Annotated in this window: 14 protein-coding genes; 4 read left to right on the plus strand and 10 right to left on the minus strand. The window is 71.2% G+C overall.

Features of this window, described 5'->3' with window-relative positions:
• On the minus strand, positions 1-280 hold a 280-nt coding region (locus tag ACFVTC_RS41500), incomplete at its 3' end, for a carboxyl transferase domain-containing protein (protein WP_359500212.1).
• 620 nt (positions 281-900) lie between these two features.
• Here ACFVTC_RS41500 and ACFVTC_RS41505 point away from each other — a divergent pair.
• Together ACFVTC_RS41505 and ACFVTC_RS41510 are read left to right on the plus strand one after the other, a co-directional pair.
• Positions 901-1,512, plus strand: coding sequence for a YceI family protein (locus ACFVTC_RS41505; protein WP_390134849.1), 612 nt, complete (start codon positions 901-903; stop codon positions 1,510-1,512).
• Positions 1,513-1,695: 183 nt separating this feature from the next.
• Positions 1,696-2,193 (plus strand): GNAT family N-acetyltransferase, encoded by a 498-nt coding sequence (locus ACFVTC_RS41510; protein WP_390134851.1) that lies wholly within the window; start codon positions 1,696-1,698, stop codon positions 2,191-2,193.
• Between the two features lie 150 nt (positions 2,194-2,343).
• Here the strand turns inward: ACFVTC_RS41510 and ACFVTC_RS41515 are convergent, their stop codons facing one another.
• Positions 2,344-3,729 carry a hypothetical protein gene (locus ACFVTC_RS41515; RefSeq protein ID WP_390134853.1) on the minus strand — a complete coding sequence of 462 codons (1,386 nt, stop codon included), beginning with the start codon at positions 3,727-3,729 and terminating at the stop codon, positions 2,344-2,346.
• A 146-nt stretch (positions 3,730-3,875) separates the two neighbouring features.
• A complete protein-coding gene (locus ACFVTC_RS41520; protein ID WP_390134855.1) occupies positions 3,876-6,896 on the minus strand; it encodes a glycoside hydrolase family 3 N-terminal domain-containing protein in 3,021 nt (1,006 codons plus the stop codon).
• A 238-nt stretch (positions 6,897-7,134) separates the two neighbouring features.
• Between ACFVTC_RS41520 and ACFVTC_RS41525 the strand changes: the two genes are divergently transcribed.
• A complete protein-coding gene (locus tag ACFVTC_RS41525; protein WP_390134857.1) occupies positions 7,135-9,000 on the plus strand; it encodes a ricin-type beta-trefoil lectin domain protein in 1,866 nt (621 codons plus the stop codon).
• A gap of 74 nt (positions 9,001-9,074) precedes the next feature.
• On the opposite strand, the gene cimA is transcribed toward ACFVTC_RS41525, so the two are convergent.
• From cimA to ureA, 5 genes are all read right to left on the minus strand, one after another.
• Complete coding sequence (gene cimA / locus ACFVTC_RS41530) at positions 9,075-10,679, minus strand: citramalate synthase (RefSeq protein ID WP_390134859.1); 1,605 nt, start codon at positions 10,677-10,679, stop codon at positions 9,075-9,077.
• A 498-nt stretch (positions 10,680-11,177) separates the two neighbouring features.
• Positions 11,178-11,714 carry a TetR/AcrR family transcriptional regulator gene (locus ACFVTC_RS41535; protein WP_390134886.1) on the minus strand — a complete coding sequence of 179 codons (537 nt, stop codon included), beginning with the start codon at positions 11,712-11,714 and terminating at the stop codon, positions 11,178-11,180.
• Between the two features lie 197 nt (positions 11,715-11,911).
• On the minus strand, positions 11,912-12,949 hold the full coding sequence (locus tag ACFVTC_RS41540; RefSeq protein ID WP_390134861.1) for an agmatine/peptidylarginine deiminase: 1,038 nt from the start codon (positions 12,947-12,949) through the stop codon (positions 11,912-11,914).
• A gap of 11 nt (positions 12,950-12,960) precedes the next feature.
• Positions 12,961-14,631, minus strand: a complete 1,671-nt coding sequence (locus tag ACFVTC_RS41545) for an urease subunit alpha (RefSeq protein ID WP_390134863.1) — start codon at positions 14,629-14,631, stop codon at positions 12,961-12,963.
• Positions 14,628-15,332 (minus strand): urease subunit gamma, encoded by a 705-nt coding sequence (ureA, locus tag ACFVTC_RS41550; RefSeq protein WP_390134865.1) that lies wholly within the window; start codon positions 15,330-15,332, stop codon positions 14,628-14,630. The genes ACFVTC_RS41545 and ureA overlap by 4 nt, the downstream gene beginning before the upstream one ends.
• A gap of 164 nt (positions 15,333-15,496) precedes the next feature.
• On the opposite strand from ureA, the gene ACFVTC_RS41555 reads away from it, so the two are divergent.
• Entirely contained in the window at positions 15,497-16,942 is a 1,446-nt protein-coding gene (locus tag ACFVTC_RS41555) for a cytosine permease (RefSeq protein WP_390134867.1), read from the plus strand.
• 49 nt (positions 16,943-16,991) lie between these two features.
• Here the strand turns inward: ACFVTC_RS41555 and ACFVTC_RS41560 are convergent, their stop codons facing one another.
• Together ACFVTC_RS41560 and ACFVTC_RS41565 are read right to left on the minus strand one after the other, a co-directional pair.
• On the minus strand, positions 16,992-18,332 hold the full coding sequence (locus tag ACFVTC_RS41560) for a KamA family radical SAM protein (protein WP_390134869.1): 1,341 nt from the start codon (positions 18,330-18,332) through the stop codon (positions 16,992-16,994).
• A 15-nt stretch (positions 18,333-18,347) separates the two neighbouring features.
• Positions 18,348-19,418 (minus strand): hypothetical protein, encoded by a 1,071-nt coding sequence (locus ACFVTC_RS41565; RefSeq protein WP_390134871.1) that lies wholly within the window; start codon positions 19,416-19,418, stop codon positions 18,348-18,350.
• Positions 19,419-19,505: the final 87 nt, after the last annotated feature.

Here is a 19,505-nt window from a genome sequence, read left to right on the forward strand (position 1 = left end):
CCCAGCCGGTGATCACACCGTCCGTGTACGGCTTCTTGGCCTCCAGGCCGAACCCGGTCGCCCGGTGCCGGCGCAGCTGCTCGACCTCCTGGAAGGACCCGGGGTCGAGGAGCAGCTCGATCCGCTCCCGGGCGGTCAGCTTGCCCTTGGCGTGCTGGGCCTCGGTCGCCTTCTCGCTGGGGCCGCGCAGTGCCTCCGCACGAATCGCGTGCAGTTCGGCCACGCGCCCGCGTGCGTCCGTGGGTTCGCCTGAGGGTGCGGCCTCGTCCAAAACGGTCATGTAGCGACCTTACGAAGTCGAACAAGAAAAGCGAGCCGTCGACTCCGTACAGTCTCCAGCCTGTTTTCCTGGTACCCCTGAACAGAACCTCGACCGCATGCAGGCGATCTGACTGCTCAGGGGGCATGCGGCTTGTAGAGGTCGCACAAAGCCGTCAGCTGAGAGTCACCTCACATTCATGGGTGACGCATACCATCCCCAGAGTGAATCGGCCCCTCGAACGGCGGCCTGCGCCGAGCGCTCCGGCCGCCGCGTCCGCCCGGACGCACCCGCCGCACCGGCCGGTCCCGGACGCTCGCCCGGGGACTCCCCCGAGTGCGGTCCCTCCGCGAACAGGTTAACGGAGCGTCGCCGCGCCGTGGACACGCCCGCGCCCTGGCGACAACCGCCGACAGAGCCTCCACCAGCGGTGATGCGCACCGACTCGAGCGGCCGGCGGTGCGCGACGGGAAGCGCCGCGCCGGAACGCACAGTAACGTCGGCAACACACAGCGGATGATGTTGAAAGTTGAATGGAATAGGTCTACCGTCACTCCTGTTCACCTCGTTGAATGTTTAACAAAATGATCCTCGCGGTTCCGCTTCCCCGATCCGCGACCCCGTCCCCTTAGGAGCACGTCATGGGCATCTTCGGCCGTAAGACCACCGACACCCCCGCCGCCGGCGCGGCAGCCGCCGCCGTGAACCCCGACCTCGCGGCCCTCACCGGCGAGTACACGATCGACCCGGCGCACTCGACGATCGGCTTCGTCGCCCGTCACGCCATGGTCACGAACGTCAAGGGCTCCTTCCAGGACTTCGAGGGCGCGCTGCACCTGGACGGCGCCGACCCGTCCCGGTCCACCGCCACGATCGACGTCAAGATGGACAGCATCGAGACGGGTTCCGCGGACCGCGACACCCACCTCAAGAGCTCGGACTTCTTCAAGACCGACGAGTTCCCGGCGATGACCTTCCGCTCCACCAAGGCGGAGGCCCTGGGCGGAGACGACTACCGGATCACCGGTGAGCTGTCGATCCTCGGCACCACCAAGCCGCTCAGCATCGACCTGGAGTTCAACGGCTCGGCGAAGGACCCGTTCGGCAACGAGCGCGTCGGCTTCGAGGGCAAGGCGGAGATCCTTCGCTCCGAGTGGGGCCTCACCTGGAACGCGGCCCTGGAGACCGGTGGCGTCCTCGTCTCGGACAAGATCAAGCTGAACTTCGACATTTCGGCGATCAAGAACGCCTGACCCGCCGCCTCGCGGCACCCTGAGCGCGCCCGTCCTCTACTCCCCCCGTACCGGGAGGGCGGGCGCTCCGGCGTGTCCGCGTACGGGCCACCCCACGCGCGCGGGCCGGCCCGTGACGGGCGTCCGCCGAAGCAGGCCGATAACCCGGTGCGGTGGCCGTCGTCCGGCGGCTAGCCTCCCGGCATGACCTGGTTGCCTCCCCACTTCGCGCACCCCCTTCGTGTCGAACTGTCCGGGGGACATCACCTGCGGCCCATCACGGGTGCGGACGCGGCCATGGACTATCCCGTGGTCATGGGCTCGCGCGAGCGGCTCTGGTCCCTCTTCGGGGAGGCATGGGGCTGGCCCGCCGAGACCATGACGTACGAGGCGAACCTGAAGGATCTCGAGCGGCACGAGGCCGAGATCGCCGCCCATGAGTCGTTCAACTACGTTCTGCTCGACGGGACCGGGACCGTCGAGTCGGGGTGTGTCTACATCGACCCGCCGCAGAAGGCCGGGGCCGACGCCGAGATCTCCTGGTGGGTGACGGACGACAGGGCCGGCACCGGACTGGAGCGTGAGCTGGCCTCGCTGGTGCCCCGGTGGATCGCCGAGGACTGGCCCTTCGAACGGCCTCGGTTCATCGGCCGTGATCTGTCGTGGCGCGAGTGGCTCGCCCTGCCCGACGCCGACGCCTGAGGGCATGGCCGGGCCCGACGTCCGGCCGGGGGCACCCGGGACGCTGAGCGGGACCGAGCGCGGGGCAGCGCGTCCGACGGCGGCTCTGCCGGACCGCCTCGCCCGTACCGACGCCGGGCCTCGCGACGCCGCGGCCGGCGACGCCGTCGCTCAGAAGCCGCCGCCGAAGTCGCCGCCCCCGCCGTCCCCGCCGCCCCCTCCGTCCCCGAATCCACCGCCGTCCCCGAATCCACCGCCGAAGTCACCGGGGTCGAAGGAGGCACCCGAGACGTCGCCGCCGTCGTAGCCGCCGAAGTCCCCGTAACCGGTGCCGTAGTCGGCCGCGTAGGAGGGGGTGGCCATCGCGCCGCCGAGCAGGGTGCCGACCAGGAGGCCGGGGAGGAGGCCGCCGCCGAAGTAGCCGCCCGCCCAGGGGCCGTAGGCCGGTCCCGCGTCCCAGTAGGGGCGACGGCCGTACTCGGTGTCGACCTCGCGCACCGCCGGGTCGTCGCCGTCGGCCAGCCGGGCCCGGTCCGCCGCGCACACGGGGACCTCGCGGGCCGCGCCGCCGGCCGGCGTCCAGGTCGCGTCCGCGACCGAGGGACCGTGCCGCGGGTCGAAGAAGCAGGGGGCGCGGCGCTCCGGCAGCGGGCGGCCCTCCCGGCGGGCGGCCAGCAGCGCGAGGGAGAAGCGGCCGTCCTCCAGCGCCTCGGTGACGGCGCGTACGTCCTCCGGGCGGTGCGCGGCCGCCATGGACGACTTCGCCTGTTCGTACGCGTCGAGCGCGCGCTCGTAGTCGGCGCGCATCGCGTCGTCCGCGCCGACCTCCGCGGGATGGAAGTCCAGTCGGTCGAGTTCCTCGCCGAAGGCGGTGATGTCCTCGTCGACCACGACGCGGAGCTTGTCCAGCGCGGCCCGCCGCTCCTGCGACCTGCGGCGCCGGTTGCGGCGTACGAGTGTGTACGCGCCCGCGCCGCCGGCCACGACCACGGCGCCGACGGCGATCAGCGCGGTCGTGGAGACGCCGCTGTCCCCGCCGCCCGCGTGGGACCCCCAGCTGCCGGGGGCCGAGCCCTTGACGCTGTCGAGCGCGCGGTCCGTGAAGTCGTTCAGCTGGGTCTTGGCGGGTTCGCCCTGGACGCTGGTGACGAGGTTCTGCACGCCGGTGCGGGCCAGCACGGCGGAGTCCGCGCGGGCGTCGAAGCGGGTGCCGAGCCTGATGGCGTACAGGCCGGTGACGCCGGTGTCCGTGCGGAGGTTCTGGAAGAGGTTCCGGGTGGGGAAGCCGTCGGGGAGAACCGCCACGAAGACGGGCTTGTCCGCCTTCTTGATCTTCTCGGCGAGGGCGCGGGCGTCCGCCGTGGACAGCTGGGCGGAGGCCGCGGGATCGACGTAGACCGGGCTCCTGCGGAGGGCCGCCGCCACCGTGCCCACGTCTGTGGTGGTGGAGGAGGTGGCCGCGTGCGCGGGGTACGCGCCGGGAGAGAGGGCCGCGAAAACGGCGAGGAGCAGCGCGATCAGCAGTCCGGGGAGCCCCCGGATCAGTGCGGCCTTCATATCTCCGAAGCTACCCGAAACCTGTGCGAACGTGCGCTGAACGGAGCATCGGGCGCGGGTGGGACGGAGGTGGCCAGGGACAACCTCAGCCCCACCCGCCCCACCCGCTTTCACCCGCACCGTGCTCGCGGGCTACGAGGTGGACGTCACGCGGCGCGGTACGCCTCCGTCAGCTTGCTCACCGCCTCGGCGTAGTGGCCCGTCAGGAGGAGGTGATCGGCGTCGGCGAAGGGTTTGCTGGTGGCCGGCGTGAGGGCCGAGGACAGTTTCTGCTGGACCAGCAGACGGGCCTTGGAGACGGCGGCGCGGCCCAGCGCGTCGGCGCCCGCCCGGTCCGCGCCCGCCGCCACCAGGGCGAGGGCCCTGAGGGTCGCCGAACCGCCCTCGGGGACCTTGCTGAGCGTGGTCAGCCCCCAGCCGTAGGGGAACTGGGGATCGTAGGCCGTGTCACCGACGTTGATCGGCAGCTGGGCCTCCGACTTCGGCCAGGTGACGGGGAGCTGTCCGGTGAAGGCACGCTTGCCGTAGAGGACGTCCGCGACACCGTCGCCCTCGGTGCCGGGCAGCCAGGACGCGACGAGCGCGTCGATGTCACCGAGGCGGTCGCCGATGAGCTGCGGGCGGCCGGAGACGATCAGGACCGCGCACTTCATGGCGGCGCACACCTTGTCCACGGCGGCCTTGTCGGCGGCCGTCAGCTCCAGGTCGTTGCCGTTGCCGACATCGCCGACGCCCTCTGCGTACGGGGTCTCGCCGACGACGACCACCCCCACGTCGTAACCGCCGGTGGGCGCGGAGGCGTCCTTCGAGTAGGTGACGTCACCGCCCGCGCGCTTCATCCCCTCCAGGATCGTGGTGCCCTCCGTGTTCTTTCCGGAGGCGCCCTGCCAGGTGATGGTCCAGCCACCGGTCTGGTTGCCGAGGTCGTCGGCGTTCGAACCGGCGACGTAGACCTTCTGGGACTTCTTCAGGGGCAGCACGCCCGCCGAGTTCTTCAGCAGGACCTGCGACTCGGCCGCCGCTTCGCGGGCCACCGCCCGGTGCGCGGGCGAGCCGATCCGCGACGCGCCGCTCGTGTCGGCGTACGGCTTCTCGAAGAGGCCGAGCCTGAACTTCTGCGTCAGGATGCGCGACACGGCGTCGTCGACGCGCTTCGCGCTGACCCGGCCCGCGTTCGCCTCGTCGATGAGAGTCGTACGGAAGTCCTTGTACGAGTACGGCACCATCATCATGTCGACGCCCGCGTTGACCGAGGTACGGACGTGGGAGGCGTAGTCGCCGGGGAGCTGGTCGATGGCGTTCCAGTCACTGATCACGAAGCCGTCGAAGCCCATCCGGCCCTTGAGCACGCCGTTGATCATGTCCGCGCGTGCGTGCATCTTCACCGGCCCCTGGCCGTCGCCCAGGATGTCGAGCGAGGAGTACGAGGGCATGACCGAGCCGATGCCGCGGTCGACGGCGGTCTGGTACGGAGCCAGGTGCACGGCCTCCAGCTGCTGCCGGGTGACCTTCGTGACGCCCTGGTCGATGGTGTAGGAACCGGTCGTGGAGGATCCGTACTCCGTGCCGCCGTCGCCCACGAAGTGCTTCGCGGTCGCCAGCACCTTGTCGTCGTCCTTCAGGTCGCTGCCGTCGCGGGCGCCCTGGAGTCCCTGGATGACCGTCTCCATGGACTTCACGAGGGCCGGGTCCTCACCGAAGGACTCGTACGAGCGGCCCCACCGTTCGTCGCGGGTGACGCACAGGCAGGGGGCGAAGTCCCACGGGATGCCGGTGGCGCGGACCTCGGCGGCCGTCACCGAGCCCGTCTTCTCCGCCAGGCCCGGGTCACGGGTCGCGCCGATGCCGATGTTGTGCGGCATGATCGTCGCGCCGGTGAGGTTGTTGTGGCCGTGCACCGCGTCCACGCCGTAGATCAGCGGGATCTGGAACCGCGTGGCCTGCGTCCGGAGCTGGTAGCCGTCGATCATCTTCGCCCAGGCCGCGGGGGTGTTCGGCGTCGGCGTGGAGCCGCCGCCGGAGAGCAGCGACCCGAGGTCGTACGAGGCGATGTCGCCGCCCGCGCCGATCGCGCCGCGCTCGGCCTGGGTCATCTGCCCGGCCTTCTCCTCCAGGGACATCCGGGAGACGAGGTCGGCGACCCGCTTGCGCACGGGCAGCTTCGCGTCCAGGTACGGCAGCCCGTGGGCGTCGATGACCACCTGCGGGGTCTCGGCGGGGGCCTTCGCGCCGGTGACCGTCAGCTTGAGGGGGATCGTCTCGGCGGCTTCGGCCGACCTGTCCTTCAGGGTGGACACCCGGACGGTGCGGGAGCTCCCGGAGACCGTGCCCGCCGGGAAGGTGATCTCGCCCTTGACCGGTGTGTAGTCCTTGCCGGACTCGGCGGTGCCGCCCGCGCTCTCGTACGCGACCGTCACGGGTTCGTCGAGCGGGACGGACCCGGTGGTGGCGACGGAGAGCTTCACCGTCGCCGTCCCGCCCTCCTTCACCGGGTGGACGGCCGAGTCGGTGCTCACGGAGGCCCGCAGGGACTGGTCCGCCTTGCCGTACAGCTCGACGTCGTCCATGGCGAAGTGGCCCTTGACGCCGACCGGGAGCGTGACCGCGTACCCCCACATCTGGGTGAGGCCGAGGACCTGGTCGATGCCGCCGACGGGCTGGTAGTCCGTGCGATAGGTGAAGTCGCCGAAGGGGATCTCGATCTGTTTCCAGCCGGTGAAGTCGTCCGTGAAGGAGGTCGTCCACAGCTCGGAGGCCTCGCCGTCGGCGCCGCCGTCCTTGATCTCGAAGTTGACCTTCTTCGCGTTGTTCTGGCCGTCCCACCAGAAGCGGATGCCCCGGTGGGCGGACCAGTCGTGGGCCGGCTGGCCCGCGGCGAAGTCGTGGGTGAAGCCGCCGTAACCGCTGATGTCGTAGTCGCCGCCGAGGACCTTGTCGCCCTCGGGAGCGTCCGGCCGTGCGGTCAGGGCGAGTGCGGGCGGGTCGTCGGCGTCGCCGCCCCAGGTGAAGATGCCCTCGGCGGGCTGGCTCGCGAAGGGCACTTCCCCCTCGAAGCGGTCGACCGGGACGGGGGCTGGGTCGTCGGCCGCGGCGACCGTGCCGGCCGCGGCCAGCGGAAGCAGCCCGACGAGCAGGGCGGCTGAGGCGAGCAGGGCGGTTCTTCGCATGGACCTTCCCTCGGCTCTCGTAGTTCACTTACGGCTTAGATCACGGCGTGAGTTAACTGATGCCACGAGGGACCGTCAAGGCTTCACGTCAGAACCGGTACAGACTCAACCCCCGGCCGGATCAGGGGTGTTGTTCCTTCAAAGTGTGAACGCGCACCCCCTTGACGCGCCCCGCGAGCCGTCATTTACTCACGCCTCGCACGCCTCCCCACCCCCACCTCCAGAAGGGCGGCGCCCCATGAGGGGATCCACTCGAGCGGTCCGGCTGCTTCTCGCCGGTCTGCTCACCACGGCCGGGTTCACGGCGGCCGCGCCCGCGCACGCCGCGGGCGAACAGGTCACCGCTTGGCTGACCACGACCGACGACGACGGCGGCCGTCATGTCGTACGCGGGCTCCAGGCCCAGGCACCGTTCGCCTTCCAGTCCGGCAGCGGTGGAAGCGGCGAGAACATCACCGTCGACGAGAACACCCGCTACCAGACCTTCACCGGCGGCGGCGCCTCCTTCACCGACACCGCCGCCTGGCTGATGAACAGCAGTGGCGCGCTCTCGCAGTCGACGCGGGACGCCACGATGCGCAAGCTGTTCTCACCGACGGACGGCATCGGGCTGTCCTTCCTTCGCAATCCGATGGGCGCGTCGGACCTCGCGCGGTTCGGCTACACCTACGACGACGTGCCGGCCGGGCAGAGCGACCCGAACCTGGCGCAGTTCTCGATCGCGCACGACCTGGCGGACGTGGTGCCGCTGACGAAGCAGGCGCTCCAGCTGAACCCGTCACTGACGGTGATGGCCTCGCCGTGGACGGCTCCGGCCTGGATGAAGGACAGCGGGCAGCTCAACGGCGGCTGGCTGAAGTCCGAGGACTACGGGGCGTACGCCTCGTACTTCGTGAAGTACCTCCAGGCCTACCGGGACCAGGGCGTGCCGGTCTCGTACGTCACCGCGCAGAACGAGCCGACCTGCTGCTCGGGGTACCCCTCGATGAGCTGGAACGGCTCCGGGCTCGCCTACTTCACCAAGAGTGAGCTGCTGCCGAAGCTGCAGGCGGCGGGCCTGTCCACGAAGGTCCTCGCCCACGACTGGAACTGGGACGTGTACGACTCGTACGCCGCCCCGACCGTCGACGACGCGGCGGTGCGCGCCCACCCGAACTTCGGCGGGATCGCCTGGCACGGGTACGGCGGGGACATCAACAAGCAGACGAGTGTGCACAACCAGTACCCGGGCCTGGACGCCTTCGGGACCGAGCACTCCGGCGGCACCTGGATCGCCAACCAGCAGCGCGAGGACATGCTCAACATCGTCGACTACACGCGCAACTGGGCGAAGTCGGTGACGAAGTGGTCGCTGGCCGTGGACCAGAACCGGGGGCCGCACAACGGCGGCTGCGGGACGTGCAGCGGGCTGATCACCGTGCACAACGGCGACGGCGCGAGCGGGAGCGTCGACTACACGGTCGAGTACTACACGATGGGCCACCTGACGAAGTTCGTCCGGCCCGGTGCCCAGCGGATCGCGTCGACGGCGTCCGCGTCGGTGCCGAACGTGGCGTGGCGCAACCCCGACGGGTCGAAGGCGCTGATCGCGTACAACGACGCGTCCGCCGCGAAGACCATCACCGTCAACTGGGGTTCGCAGCACGCCACTTACTCGCTGCCGGGCAAGACCTCGGCCACCTTCACCTGGTCCGGCACGCAGTCGGGCGGGGGCGGCGGCCAGTCGGGTTCCTTCGTCGGGCTCGCGGGCAAGTGCCTGGACGTGGCGGGCGGTTCGAGCGCCAACGGCGCGGCGGTGCAGCTCTACGACTGCAACGCCAGCGCGGCCCAGAAGTGGGCGGTGCAGGCGGACGGCTCGGTGCAGTCGCTCGGCAAGTGCCTGGACGTGACCTCGGCCTCGACCGCGAACGGCGCCAAGGTCCAGCTGTACGACTGCAACGGGAGCGGCGCCCAGCGGTGGTCGTACAACGCCTCGACGGGTGACGTGGTCAACACCGCGGCGAACAAGTGCCTCGACGTGACCGACAACTCCTCGGCGAACGGCGCGCGGGCACAGATCTGGACGTGCACGGGAGCGGCCAACCAGAAGTGGCACCTGCAGTAGGGCCACGGAGGTCCGGCGCGGGTCCCCGGCGAGGTCTTCACGCCTCGCCGGGGACCCGTGCCCGGCCGCCCGCGCTACGCGGCCGGTTCCACACCCGCCCGCAGCAGACCGTAGGTGCACGCGTCCTCCAGTGCCTGCCAGGACGCCGCGATGACGTTCTCCCCGACGCCGACCGTGGACCACTCGCCCGCGCCGTCGGAGGTGGAGATGAGCACGCGGGTCGTGGAGGACGTGCCGTGCTTGCCCTCCAGGATGCGCACCTTGTAGTCGACGAGTTCCAGCGTGGCGAGCTGGGGGTAGATCTTCTCGAGCGCGACCCGCAGCGCGCGGTCGAGGGCGTTGACGGGACCGTTGCCCTCGGCGGTGGCGACGATGCGCTCGCCCTTGGCGAAGAGCTTGACCGTGGCCTCGTTGGCGTGGGTGCCGTCGGGGCGGTCCTCGACGATGGCCCGCCAGGACTCGACCTCGAAGTACGTGCGGGCCCTGCCCTCGGCCTCCGCGCGCAGCAGGAGCTCGAAGGACGCGTCGGCCGCCTCGTACGTGTAACCCCTGAGCTCGCGTTCCTTGACCCGCTCGACGACCCGGCCCACCAGTTCGCGGTCGCCGCCGAGGTCGATGCCGAGTTCCTTGCCCTTGAGCTCGATCGACGCGCGGCCCGCCATGTCGGAGACCAGCATCCGCATGGTGTTGCCGACCTGCTCGGGGTCGATGTGCTGGTAGAGGTCCGGGTCGACCTTGATCGCCGAAGCGTGCAGACCGGCCTTGTGCGCGAACGCGGAAACACCCACATAGGGCTGGTGCGTCGAGGGCGTCAGGTTGACCACCTCCGCGATCGCGTGCGAGATCCTCGTCATCTCCCGCAGCGCGCCCTCGGGCAGCACCTGCTTGCCGTACTTCAGCTCCAGGGCCGCCACCACCGGGAACAGGTTGGAGTTGCCGACCCGCTCGCCGTAGCCGTTCGCCGTGCACTGCACGTGCGTCGCGCCCGCGTCGACGGCGGCCAGCGTGTTGGCCACCGCGCAGCCCGTGTCGTCCTGGGCGTGCATGCCGAGCCGGGCCCCGGTGTCGGCGAGGACGGTGGCGACGACCGCCTGGACCTGGGCCGGGAGCATGCCGCCGTTGGTGTCGCAGAGCACGACCACGTCGGCGCCCGCCTCGGAGGCGGCCCGGACGACCGCCTTCGCGTACGCGGGGTTCGCGCGGTAGCCGTCGAAGAAGTGCTCACAGTCGACGAAGACGCGCCGGCCCTGCGAGCGCAGGTAGGAGACGGTGTCGCGGACCATCTCCAGGTTCTCGTCCAGGGTCGTGCGCAGCGCGAGCTCGACATGGCGGTCGTGGGACTTGGCCACCAGCGTGATCACCGGGGCGCCGGAGTCCAGCAGCGCCTTGACCTGCTGGTCCTCGCTCGCCTTCGCTCCCGCCCGGCGGGTGGCGCCGAAGGCCACGAGCTGGGCGTGCTTGAAGTCGATCTCCTGCCGGGCGCGGGCGAAGAACTCGGTGTCGCGCGGGTTGGCGCCGGGCCAGCCGCCCTCGATGAAGCCCACCCCGAAGTCGTCCAGGTGCCGTGCGATGGCCAGCTTGTCCGCCACGGTGAGGTTGATGCCCTCACGCTGCGCGCCGTCGCGCAGGGTCGTGTCGAAGACGTGGAACGAATCGTCGAGCTCGCTGGTTTCGGTCATGGTGTCTGGCTCCTGTGTTGGATCTCGGTCTGTACCGGAATGACCGGCTCCACCGTCCCCCAATGATCCCTCGCGCTCCCTTCCCGGCTTGTGGTGGGCCAGGAAAACGAAAAACCTCTCGCGGGTGCGAGAGGTCTGCGCGCGGGTCGAGGACGACGGTGCCCGCCCGTACGTGGTGGTACGTGGCGGTCACTGCGGACCGGCGCGCCTGCTGCCCATAATCATGGCGAACGAGAGCACGGGAGCAGTCTGGCACAGCGCCGCTCGCGGGCCCAGATCGTCTCAGGATGCGAGCGGTTCGTCCGTTTCCGAGGGCGGCTTCCGGCCATGGCCGTCCCGGTCCGCACCGGGCCGCACCCGGCCGCACGGGTCCGTGACCGTCCGCACCGGGCCGCACGGGTCCGGCCCGTCCGCACCGGGCCGCACGGGTCCGTGCCCGTCCGCACCGGAGGACGCGGCCTGGTAGCGGACCCGTCCGCGAACGGGTGGCGCCCGCGGTCAGCCGAGCGATTCGTCCAGGAACTCCTTCACGTGGCCGAGGGTCCGCTCCCGGTCGGTGCCGCGCAGTCCGATCGCCACGTGGATGGAGAAGCCGTCGAGCAGGGCCCGCAGCCGGGCGGCGAAGCGGTCCGGGTCGACCTGCCGGAACTCGCCGCGCGAGACGCCCTCGGCGATCAGCGCCACCAGGTCCCGGTGCCAGGCCCCCTCGATGGCGACCTGCCGCTCACGGGCGTCCTCGCCGGCGTTCTGCGAGTGGTTCCAGACCTCCAGCCAGAGCGTCCAGTGGGGGTCGCGGTGGCCGTCGGGGACGTAAAGGGCGACGTACGCGTCCAGGCGGCCGCGGGCGGTGCCCCGCGCGGCGAGCAGCCGGCCGCGCTCGGCACCGAGCCGGCCCTCGCTCCACTCCAGCGTCTGGAGCAGCAGTTCGTCCTTGGAGCCGAAGTAGTAGAGGAGGTGGCCGCTGCTCATGCCGACCTCGCGGCCGAGCGCCGCCATGGTGAGCTTCTCCAGGCCACGCTCGGCGATCATGCCCATCGCCACCCCGAGGACCTCCTCGCGGGGCGGTGCGGTGTTGCGGCGACGGGTCACGGGGCGGCCTCCACGATCTCCGTACCGCCCGGGGCCCGGTCGGCCCCGGTGGTCACCTCGGCCCGGCGAGGGCGGCGCCGGCACACGGCACAGAGCAGTACATTCACCCGTACGTTCTACCCGACCCTCGCTCGCGCGGGTTCTCAGGCCTTCGGCTGCTGCTGTGTGATGCAGTGGATACCGCCCCCGCCTGCGAAGATCGGGCGGGCGTCGACCAGGGTCACCGTCCGCTCGGGGAACAGTTCGCGGAAGATCCCGGCCGCGGTCTCGTCACGCGGGTCGTCGAAGCCGCACAGCACGACGCCGCCGTTGCAGAGGTAGTGGTTGATGTAGGAGTAGTCCGCCCAGTGCCCGTCGGCCTCCAGGACGGTCGGGGCCGGGACCTCGACGACCTCCAGGGGGCGCCCGCGCGCGTCGGTCTGCGCCCGCAGCAGCCCGATGACCTCCTTCGTCACCTCGTGGTCGGGGTGCGCTGGATCGGGCTGGTGGTGCGCGACGACGACTCCGGGGCGGGCGAAGGCGGCCACGATGTCGACGTGGCCGAGCGTGCCGAAGCCGTACGGGGGGTAGTCGCCGGTCAGTCCGCGCGGCAGCCAGATCGCCTTGCGGGTGCCGAGGTGGGCGTGGATCTCCGCCTCGACCCGCTCGCGCGTCCAGTCCGGGTTGCGCTCCTGGCCCAGTTGGACGGTCTCGGTGAGCAGGACGGTCCCCTCGCCGTCGACGTGGATCGCGCCGCCCTCGTTGACCAGCCGTGAGGCGTACGTCCTGGCGCCCGCGAGGTCCGAGACATACGCGCCGATCTTGGCGTCGTGCTCCCAGCGGGCCCACTCCTGCGCGCCCCAGCCGTTGAACGTCCAGTCCACGGCGGCCAGTCCGCCCTTGCCGTCGGTGAGGAAGGTGGGGCCGATGTCGCGCATCCAGGCGTCGTCGAGTTCCCGTTCGACGGTCTCGACGCCGGGGCCGAGGAGCTCCGCGGCCTCCCGGGACTGCCCCGGCCCGCACACGACGGTGACCGGCTCGAAGCGGCGGACCGCGCGCGCCACCGACGCCCAGGCGGCCCGCGCCCGCGCCAGCCCGTCCGGGTCGTCGAAGGTGGGGTTCGGGCCGGGCCACGCCATCCAGGTGCGCTCGTGCGCGTCCCACTCGGCGGGCATCCGGAAACCGTCGGAGGCAGGGGTCATGACGGGCACCTTCACAGGAAGTAGAGGCGGTTGAGGGATACGGAGTCGGCCGCCTCGGAGCGCAGCGGCTCGCCGTCCAGGGTGACCAGACCGGTCCGCTGGTCGACGTCGACGGCTCCCGTGCGGGAGTTGAGGCGCAGGTCGGCGGGGCCGATCCCGCGCGTGCCGCGCACGGCGACCCTGCGCCGGCGCGTCGGCATCCGGTCGTTGCCCTGGTCGAGGGCCGCCTGTGCGACGAAGGCCACCGAGATCTCGGCGGGTGTCGCCCCGTGCGCCCCGAACTGCGGTCCCAGGACGAGGGGTTCGCAGGTGTCGGTGGCGGCGTTCGGGTCACCGACGACGCCGTACGCCGGGAAGCCGGACTTCAGGACCAGTTGCGGCTTGGCGCCGAAGAACTCGGGGCGCCACAGCACGATGTCGGCGAGCTTGCCGACCTCGATGGAGCCGACCTCGTGCGCGAGCCCGTGGGCGATGGCCGGGTTGATGGTCAGCTTGGCGATGTACCGCAGGACGCGTTCGTTGTCGTGGTCCTCCGGGGCGCCGAGCTCGCTCTTCATCTTCCCGGCCATCGCGAAGGTCCGGCGTACGGTCTCGCCCGCACGGCCCATGCCCTGCGCGTCCGACGACGTGATGCCGATCGCGCCCAGGTCGTGCAGCACGTCCTCGGCGCCCATGGTCCCGGCGCGGATCCGGTCGCGCGCCATGGCGGCGTCGCCGGGGAGGTCGGTCTTCAGGTCGTGGACGGAGACGATCATGCCGTAGTGCTCGGCGACCGCGTCCCGGCCGAAGGGCAGGGTCGGGTTGGTGGAGGAGCCGATGACGTTCGGGACGCCGGCCATCTTGAGGACGTTCGGGACGTGACCGCCGCCGCAGCCCTCGATGTGGAAGGCGTGGATGGTCCGGCCGTCCAGCACCCGCAGGGTGTCCTCGACCGAGAGGCATTCGTTCAGCCCGTCGCTGTGCAGGGCGACCTGGACGTCGTGCTCCTCGGCGACGCGCAGCGCGGTGTCGAGGGCGCGGGTGTGGGCGCCCATGTCCTCGTGGACCTTGAAGCCGCTCGCGCCGCCCTCGGCGAGGGCCTCGACCAGGGGCGCGTCGGAGGAGGACGAACCCCGGCCCAGGAAGCCGATGTTGACCGGCCAGGCGTCGAACGCGGAGAAGGCGTGGCGCAGCGCCCAGGGCGAGTTGACGCCGACTCCCCACACCGGCCCGAACTCCTGGCCGATGACGGTGGTGACGCCGGAGGCGAGCGAGGCCTCCATGATGCGCGGCGACAGCAGGTGGACGTGGGTGTCGACGGCTCCGGCGGTGGCGATCAGCCCCTCGCCGGACACGATGGACGTGCCCGTGCCCACCACGACGTCGACCCCGTCGAGGGTGTCGGGGTTCCCGGCCCTGCCGATCGAGCAGATCCGCCCCTCGCGGATGCCGATGGAGACCTTCCGGATCCCCTGCGCCGCGTCGATCACCACCACGTTGCTGATCACGACGTCGCAGGTGTCGCGGACGGCGGCGGCCTTGAGGTGCAGTCCGTCGCGGGCGGTCTTGCCGAAGCCGGCGAGGAACTCGTCGCCGTGCCGCTGGGAGTCCGACTCGACGCGGATGGTCAGCCCCGAGTCGCCGAGGCGGACGCGGTCGCCCGCGCGGGGGCCGTGGGTGGCGGCGTACTCGTACGGATTCATCGTTCGTCCCCTTCGTCTTCGTCGACGCCGGCGCCCAGGTATCCGCAGGCGGCTGCCCTGCGCAGGGCTTCCTCCCGGGCTCCGGGCGCGTCCAGCGGACCGTCCACGAGCCCGGCGAAGCCGATCGCGACCCGCGCTCCGCCGATCGGGCGCAGGCCGACCTCGGCGCTCTCCCCGGGGCCGAAGCGGACCGACGAACCGGCGGGGACGGCGAGCCGCATCCCGTAGGCCGTCGCCCGGGGGAAGTCGAGCCGCGGGTTGGCCTCGAAGAAGTGGAAGTGCGAGGTGACGGAGACGGGCACGGTGGCGGTGTTGGTGACCGTCAGCCGCACGGCCGCCTCGGGCTCGGTGTGCGCGGGACCCGGCAGCAGGGCTCCCGGTCCCTCCTCCCCCAGTCCCGCGCCGAGGGGGTCGCTCACCACGGCGAGCCGGGACCCGTCGTCGAAGACGGCCTCGACGTGCACCTCGGTGACGATGTCGGCGACGCCCGGCAGCACGTCGTCCGGGCCGAGGACGGAGCGGGCCGCCTCGATGGCCTCCGCGAGCCGGCGCCCGTCCCGGGCCGCCTCGCACACGGTGTCCGCGATGAGCGCGGTCGCCTCGGGGACGTTGAGCCTCAGGCCACGGGCCCGTCGGGCCCGCGCCAGCTCGGCCGCGCCGAAGAGCAGCAGCCGGTCACGTTCCGTGGGGGTCAGTCTCACGACGCGGCACCTCCTTGCCTTCCACTGGTTAGAACATCACTCTAAACAACGCATGGGCAAGAGGGAAACATTGACGGGCGGCTGGGCATTGACGGGCACACCCGGGAAGCGACACATTGAACGTCGCTCTAAACAACCGGGCGGCGGATCGAAGGAGACCAGCCATGCCGATAGAACAGCGCGGAGTCGACACCATCCCCGACGAGGAGCGGACCAGCGGTCCGCGCGACCTCGTCTCGATCCTGCTCGGCTCCAACCTCTGTCTCGGCGTGATCATCTTCGGCTGGCTGCCGCCGTCCTTCGGGCTCGACTGGTGGTCCTCGGTGAGCTCGATCGTGGCCGGCACGGTGATCGGCACGGCGCTCACCGCTCCCCTGGCACTGGTCTCGCTGCGCACGGCGACCAACCTCTCCACCTCCTCCGGCGCCCAGTTCGGGGTGCGCGGGCGGCTGGTCGGCTCGGTCGTCGGGCTGCTGCTCGCCCTCGGCTACACCGCGCTGACCGTGTGGATCGGCGGTGACGTGATGATCGGCGTCCTGCACCGGCTGTTCGGACTGCCGGTGGACGGCCTCGCCTACGCCGTCGTGTACGCGTTCCTCGCCGCCGCCACCGTCGCGGGCGCGGTCTACGGCTACCGGGTGCTGCTCGCCATGTCCCGTGTCCTCGCGGTGGGCATGACCGCGCTGCTCGCCCTCGGCGTCCTCGCGTACGCGCCGCACTTCACCACCGCCGCGCTCCCGGAGGCGGGCGGCTACCTGCTCGGTTCGTTCTGGCCGACCTGGCTGCTGGCGGCGGTCGCGGCGGGGCTGTCCGGGCCCATCGCGTTCATCACCCTGCTCGGTGACTACACCCGGTACATCTCCCCGTCCCGGCACTCCTCGCGCACGGTCCTGCACGCCACCTGGCTGGGGCTGATCGCCGGCCTGCTCGTCCCCCAGCTCTTCGGGACCTTCACGGCGTACGCGGCCCGCGCCGCCCTCGACTACGCCGGACCGCTGGTCTCCGCCTCTCCCGCCTGGTACCTGGTCCCGCTCCTGCTCGCCGCCTCCGCGGGCTCGGTCGGCAACGCGGGGCTGATGCTGTACTCGATGGGTCTGGACCTGGACACGATCCTGCCACGGGCCTCACGCGCACGGGCCACCCTCACGGTCGCCGTCGTCGCCACCGTCTGTGTCTTCGTCGGCCACTACGCCTGGAACGCGCAGTCCGCGATGACGTCCTTCGTCCTTCTCCTGACGGCCATCGGCACTCCGTGGGCCGTCATCACCCTCATCGGCTTCGCCCGCAGCCGCGGGAGCTACGACCCGGACGCCCTCCAGGTCTTCAACCGCCGCTCCCGGGGCGGGATCTACTGGTACCGCGCCGGCTGGAACATCCGGGCGACGGTCTCCTGGGTACTCGGCGCCACCGTCGGCCTGCTCGCCGTGTCCCTGCCCTCCTACGAGGGACCACTCCTGTCCCTCACGGGCGGGGTGGACTGCAGCTTCGTCCTGTCGGGGCTGGTCGGGGGGGTCGCGTACCTGGCGCTGTCCCTGAGCCCGGCCTCCGGGACGGGCGGCCCGGAGGCCGCTCAGGAGGGGATCAGCGTCACAGCGGGCCCGCGGTACTGACCATCGGCGAGCCCTGGCGCCGGGCCGAAGGGCCGGGGCGATCCTCGGCTCAGCCCGCGTCCAGGCCGGGCAGGAACCGGCTCGCGCCGAAGGCCGGCTCGAGGTCGCTGAACCAGGTGGCGCTCTCGTCGTACGCGGCGAAGAACGGGCGGCCCACCAGGTCCGGGTCGCGGGCCTGGATGAGGTGGAGCACGAAGACCTTCTCGCCGGCCACCTCCGTGACCCCGTCCACGCACACCTTGCCCGGCATCGCCGACATGACCGGGCCGCGCACGGTCCGCGCGAGGCCGGACACCTGGGCGTAGGCGTCACGGAAGATCTGGTGACCGCGGGCGAGCGGCACCCCGAAGTAGCCCTGGGGGCCGGTGTCCCGCTCCACGAACAGGTAGTACGGCACCGCCCCCAGCGCGGTCGTCTCGTTCCACAGCGCGGCCCACGCCTCGGCGCTGTCGTTGATGCCCCTGACCAGTGGTCCCTGGCAGCGGATCACGGCACCCGTGTCACGCACCCGGCGCATCGCCTCCCGCACCACCGGGGGCCGCAGCTCCTGGGGATGGGTGAAGTGGGCCATCAGCGCGAGGTGGCGGCCGCTCGCGACCACCTTCTCGAACAGGCGCAGCACGTCGTCGGCGTCACGGTCGGTGAGGAAGCGGTGGGGCCAGAAGGCGAGCGACTTGGTGCCGACCCGGATCGACCGGACGGACTCGATCTCCAGGAGCGGCTCGACGTAGCGGCGCAGCACCTCGGTACTCATCACCATCGGGTCGCCGCCGGTGATGAGCGTGCTGGTGACCTCCGGGTGGGCGCGCAGATAGGCGGAGGTGGCGGCGATGTCGTCGGTGGCGATGCGCAGGTCTGACTCGCCGACGAACTGGGGCCAGCGGAAGCAGTACGTGCAGTAGGCGTGGCAGGTCTGGCCCTGGCGCGGGAAGATCAGCACCGTTTCCGGGTACTTGTGCTGGAGGCCGGTGAGACGCCGCCCCTCGTGGACGGGGACGTTGGCGTCGAGCTGGCCGGAGGGATGCGGGTTGAGCCTCATCCGGATCTCGTGGGCCGCGCGCAGGACCTCGGCCTTCGGGGCGTCCTGCGCGAGCAGGTCCGCCATCTGCTTGAGGTCGGGCTCGGGCAGCATCTCGGCCTGCGGGAACGTCAGCCGGAAGAGCGGGTCGTCGGGCACGGCCGCCCAGTCGATCAACTCGTCGACCACGTAACTGTTCGTACGGAACGGCAGGACGGCCGCCACGGCCCGCAGGTCCAGTCGCTCGGCGGGCGACAGGGACACGCGCCGCAGCAGGCCGTCCAGGTCACGGGGCGTGTAGGCGCGGAAGCGGGGACTCGGGTGCGCGGAGCCGGGTCTCGCGGGCCGAGCGGGGTGGAGCGCTGAACTCATCGGTGCCGCGGCCCTCTATTCCCTGACCAAGATCAACGGCCGCAACTCGACGAAGGCGCCCGCAGTCGCATCGTACTTCTCCGCGAAGCGCTGCATGAGCAGGCCGTGCAGCTCGCTCTCGTCGTCCACGACCATCAGCTCGTGCGCCCCGGAGGCGTTCAATGCCTCGCTGTAGGCCGAGAGTTGGTCGAGACGGTGGCGGGCCAGGTACGACACCAGGTCGTGCCCGGCGACGTACGGGCAGTCGTCCACGTGGACGAAGCGACAACTGAACTCCCGGCGCCCGTCGGTCGCGTCGACCAGGGTCAGCGGCAGATGGGTGAACCGTTCCATCGGCTTGCTCTGCTGCCACAGTTCGTCGAAGCGCTGTTCGACGAAGGTGCCGAGCGGCGAGTGGACGGCGACCTCCAGCTGGACTCCCTCGCCGGACAGACGCCCGACGGTGAGGAACGAGACCAGGGAGCGCTCGTCCCAGCGGTAGAGGGTCACGCCGGGGGACGTGGAGCAGAGGCGCACCTCGAGGAGCTGCCGGGAGTTCTCGTCGAGCCGGAGCGCGAACCGGTCCAGCGTGCGCAGGTTGCGCAGGATGTCGCGGCGGATGTCGTCACTCTGCTCGCCCAGTTCACGGCCGCGCAGGATGACCGCGAGGGAATCGGGGTCGAGAAGGAGGATCTGCACGCGGGCACCGTGCCCGGTGGCCGCCTTGATGCCGCGGAAGAGCCGCTCGGAGAACTGCGGGCCGAACACGTGGGAGAAGGTGTCGAGGACCTTCACGTTCGAGGTCGAGCCGTAGACCTGGGCGCTGAACCACTCGTAGTCCAGTCGGGTGTGCTCGCGGACCCGGCCCTCCTGGGCGCGGCTGATCAGCGGGCCGATCACGAAGACGGTGACGACGACGCCGACGATGTCCGTGCCGAGGTTGAGGGTGAGGTTCTCCTCGTAGTTGTCCATCCGCGAGCTGCTCCACAGGAGGAGCGCGGCGACGCCGGCGAGCAGGACGAGAACCGTGAGGCTCTGGGGACGGCGCGGGGTGCGTAAGGTGCGCAGCAGCCAACGCAGTCGTGGCAACGGCGACCCTGCGCTCACCTGCGCTCCCTCCGTGGTCGTACGGGCGCATGGCAGGGGCGGCACGCTCCCCCCGTGGAATCTGTGGATACCCGTGTCGCGGAGCCG

It is taken from the genome of Streptomyces sp. NPDC057950 (assembly GCF_042887295.1).
Taxonomy (GTDB): domain Bacteria; phylum Actinomycetota; class Actinomycetes; order Streptomycetales; family Streptomycetaceae; genus Streptomyces; species Streptomyces kaempferi.

Bases quoted from the DNA above. Each gene is read 5' to 3' on its own strand.
- ACFVTC_RS41555 (WP_390134867.1), top strand. From the start codon at position 15,497: ATGCCGATAGAACAGCGCGGAGTCGACACCATCCCCGACGAGGAGCGG.
- ACFVTC_RS41525 (WP_390134857.1), top strand. From the start codon at position 7,135: ATGAGGGGATCCACTCGAGCGGTCCGGCTGCTTCTCGCCGGTCTGCTC.
- cimA (WP_390134859.1), bottom strand. From the start codon at position 10,679: ATGACCGAAACCAGCGAGCTCGACGATTCGTTCCACGTCTTCGACACG.
- ACFVTC_RS41515 (WP_390134853.1), bottom strand. From the start codon at position 3,729: ATGAAGGCCGCACTGATCCGGGGGCTCCCCGGACTGCTGATCGCGCTG.
- ACFVTC_RS41520 (WP_390134855.1), bottom strand. From the start codon at position 6,896: ATGCGAAGAACCGCCCTGCTCGCCTCAGCCGCCCTGCTCGTCGGGCTG.
- ACFVTC_RS41535 (WP_390134886.1), bottom strand. From the start codon at position 11,714: ATGGGCATGATCGCCGAGCGTGGCCTGGAGAAGCTCACCATGGCGGCG.
- ACFVTC_RS41510 (WP_390134851.1), top strand. From the start codon at position 1,696: ATGACCTGGTTGCCTCCCCACTTCGCGCACCCCCTTCGTGTCGAACTG.
- ACFVTC_RS41505 (WP_390134849.1), top strand. From the start codon at position 901: ATGGGCATCTTCGGCCGTAAGACCACCGACACCCCCGCCGCCGGCGCG.
- ACFVTC_RS41560 (WP_390134869.1), bottom strand. From the start codon at position 18,332: ATGAGTTCAGCGCTCCACCCCGCTCGGCCCGCGAGACCCGGCTCCGCG.
- ACFVTC_RS41545 (WP_390134863.1), bottom strand. From the start codon at position 14,631: ATGAATCCGTACGAGTACGCCGCCACCCACGGCCCCCGCGCGGGCGAC.
- ACFVTC_RS41540 (WP_390134861.1), bottom strand. From the start codon at position 12,949: ATGACCCCTGCCTCCGACGGTTTCCGGATGCCCGCCGAGTGGGACGCG.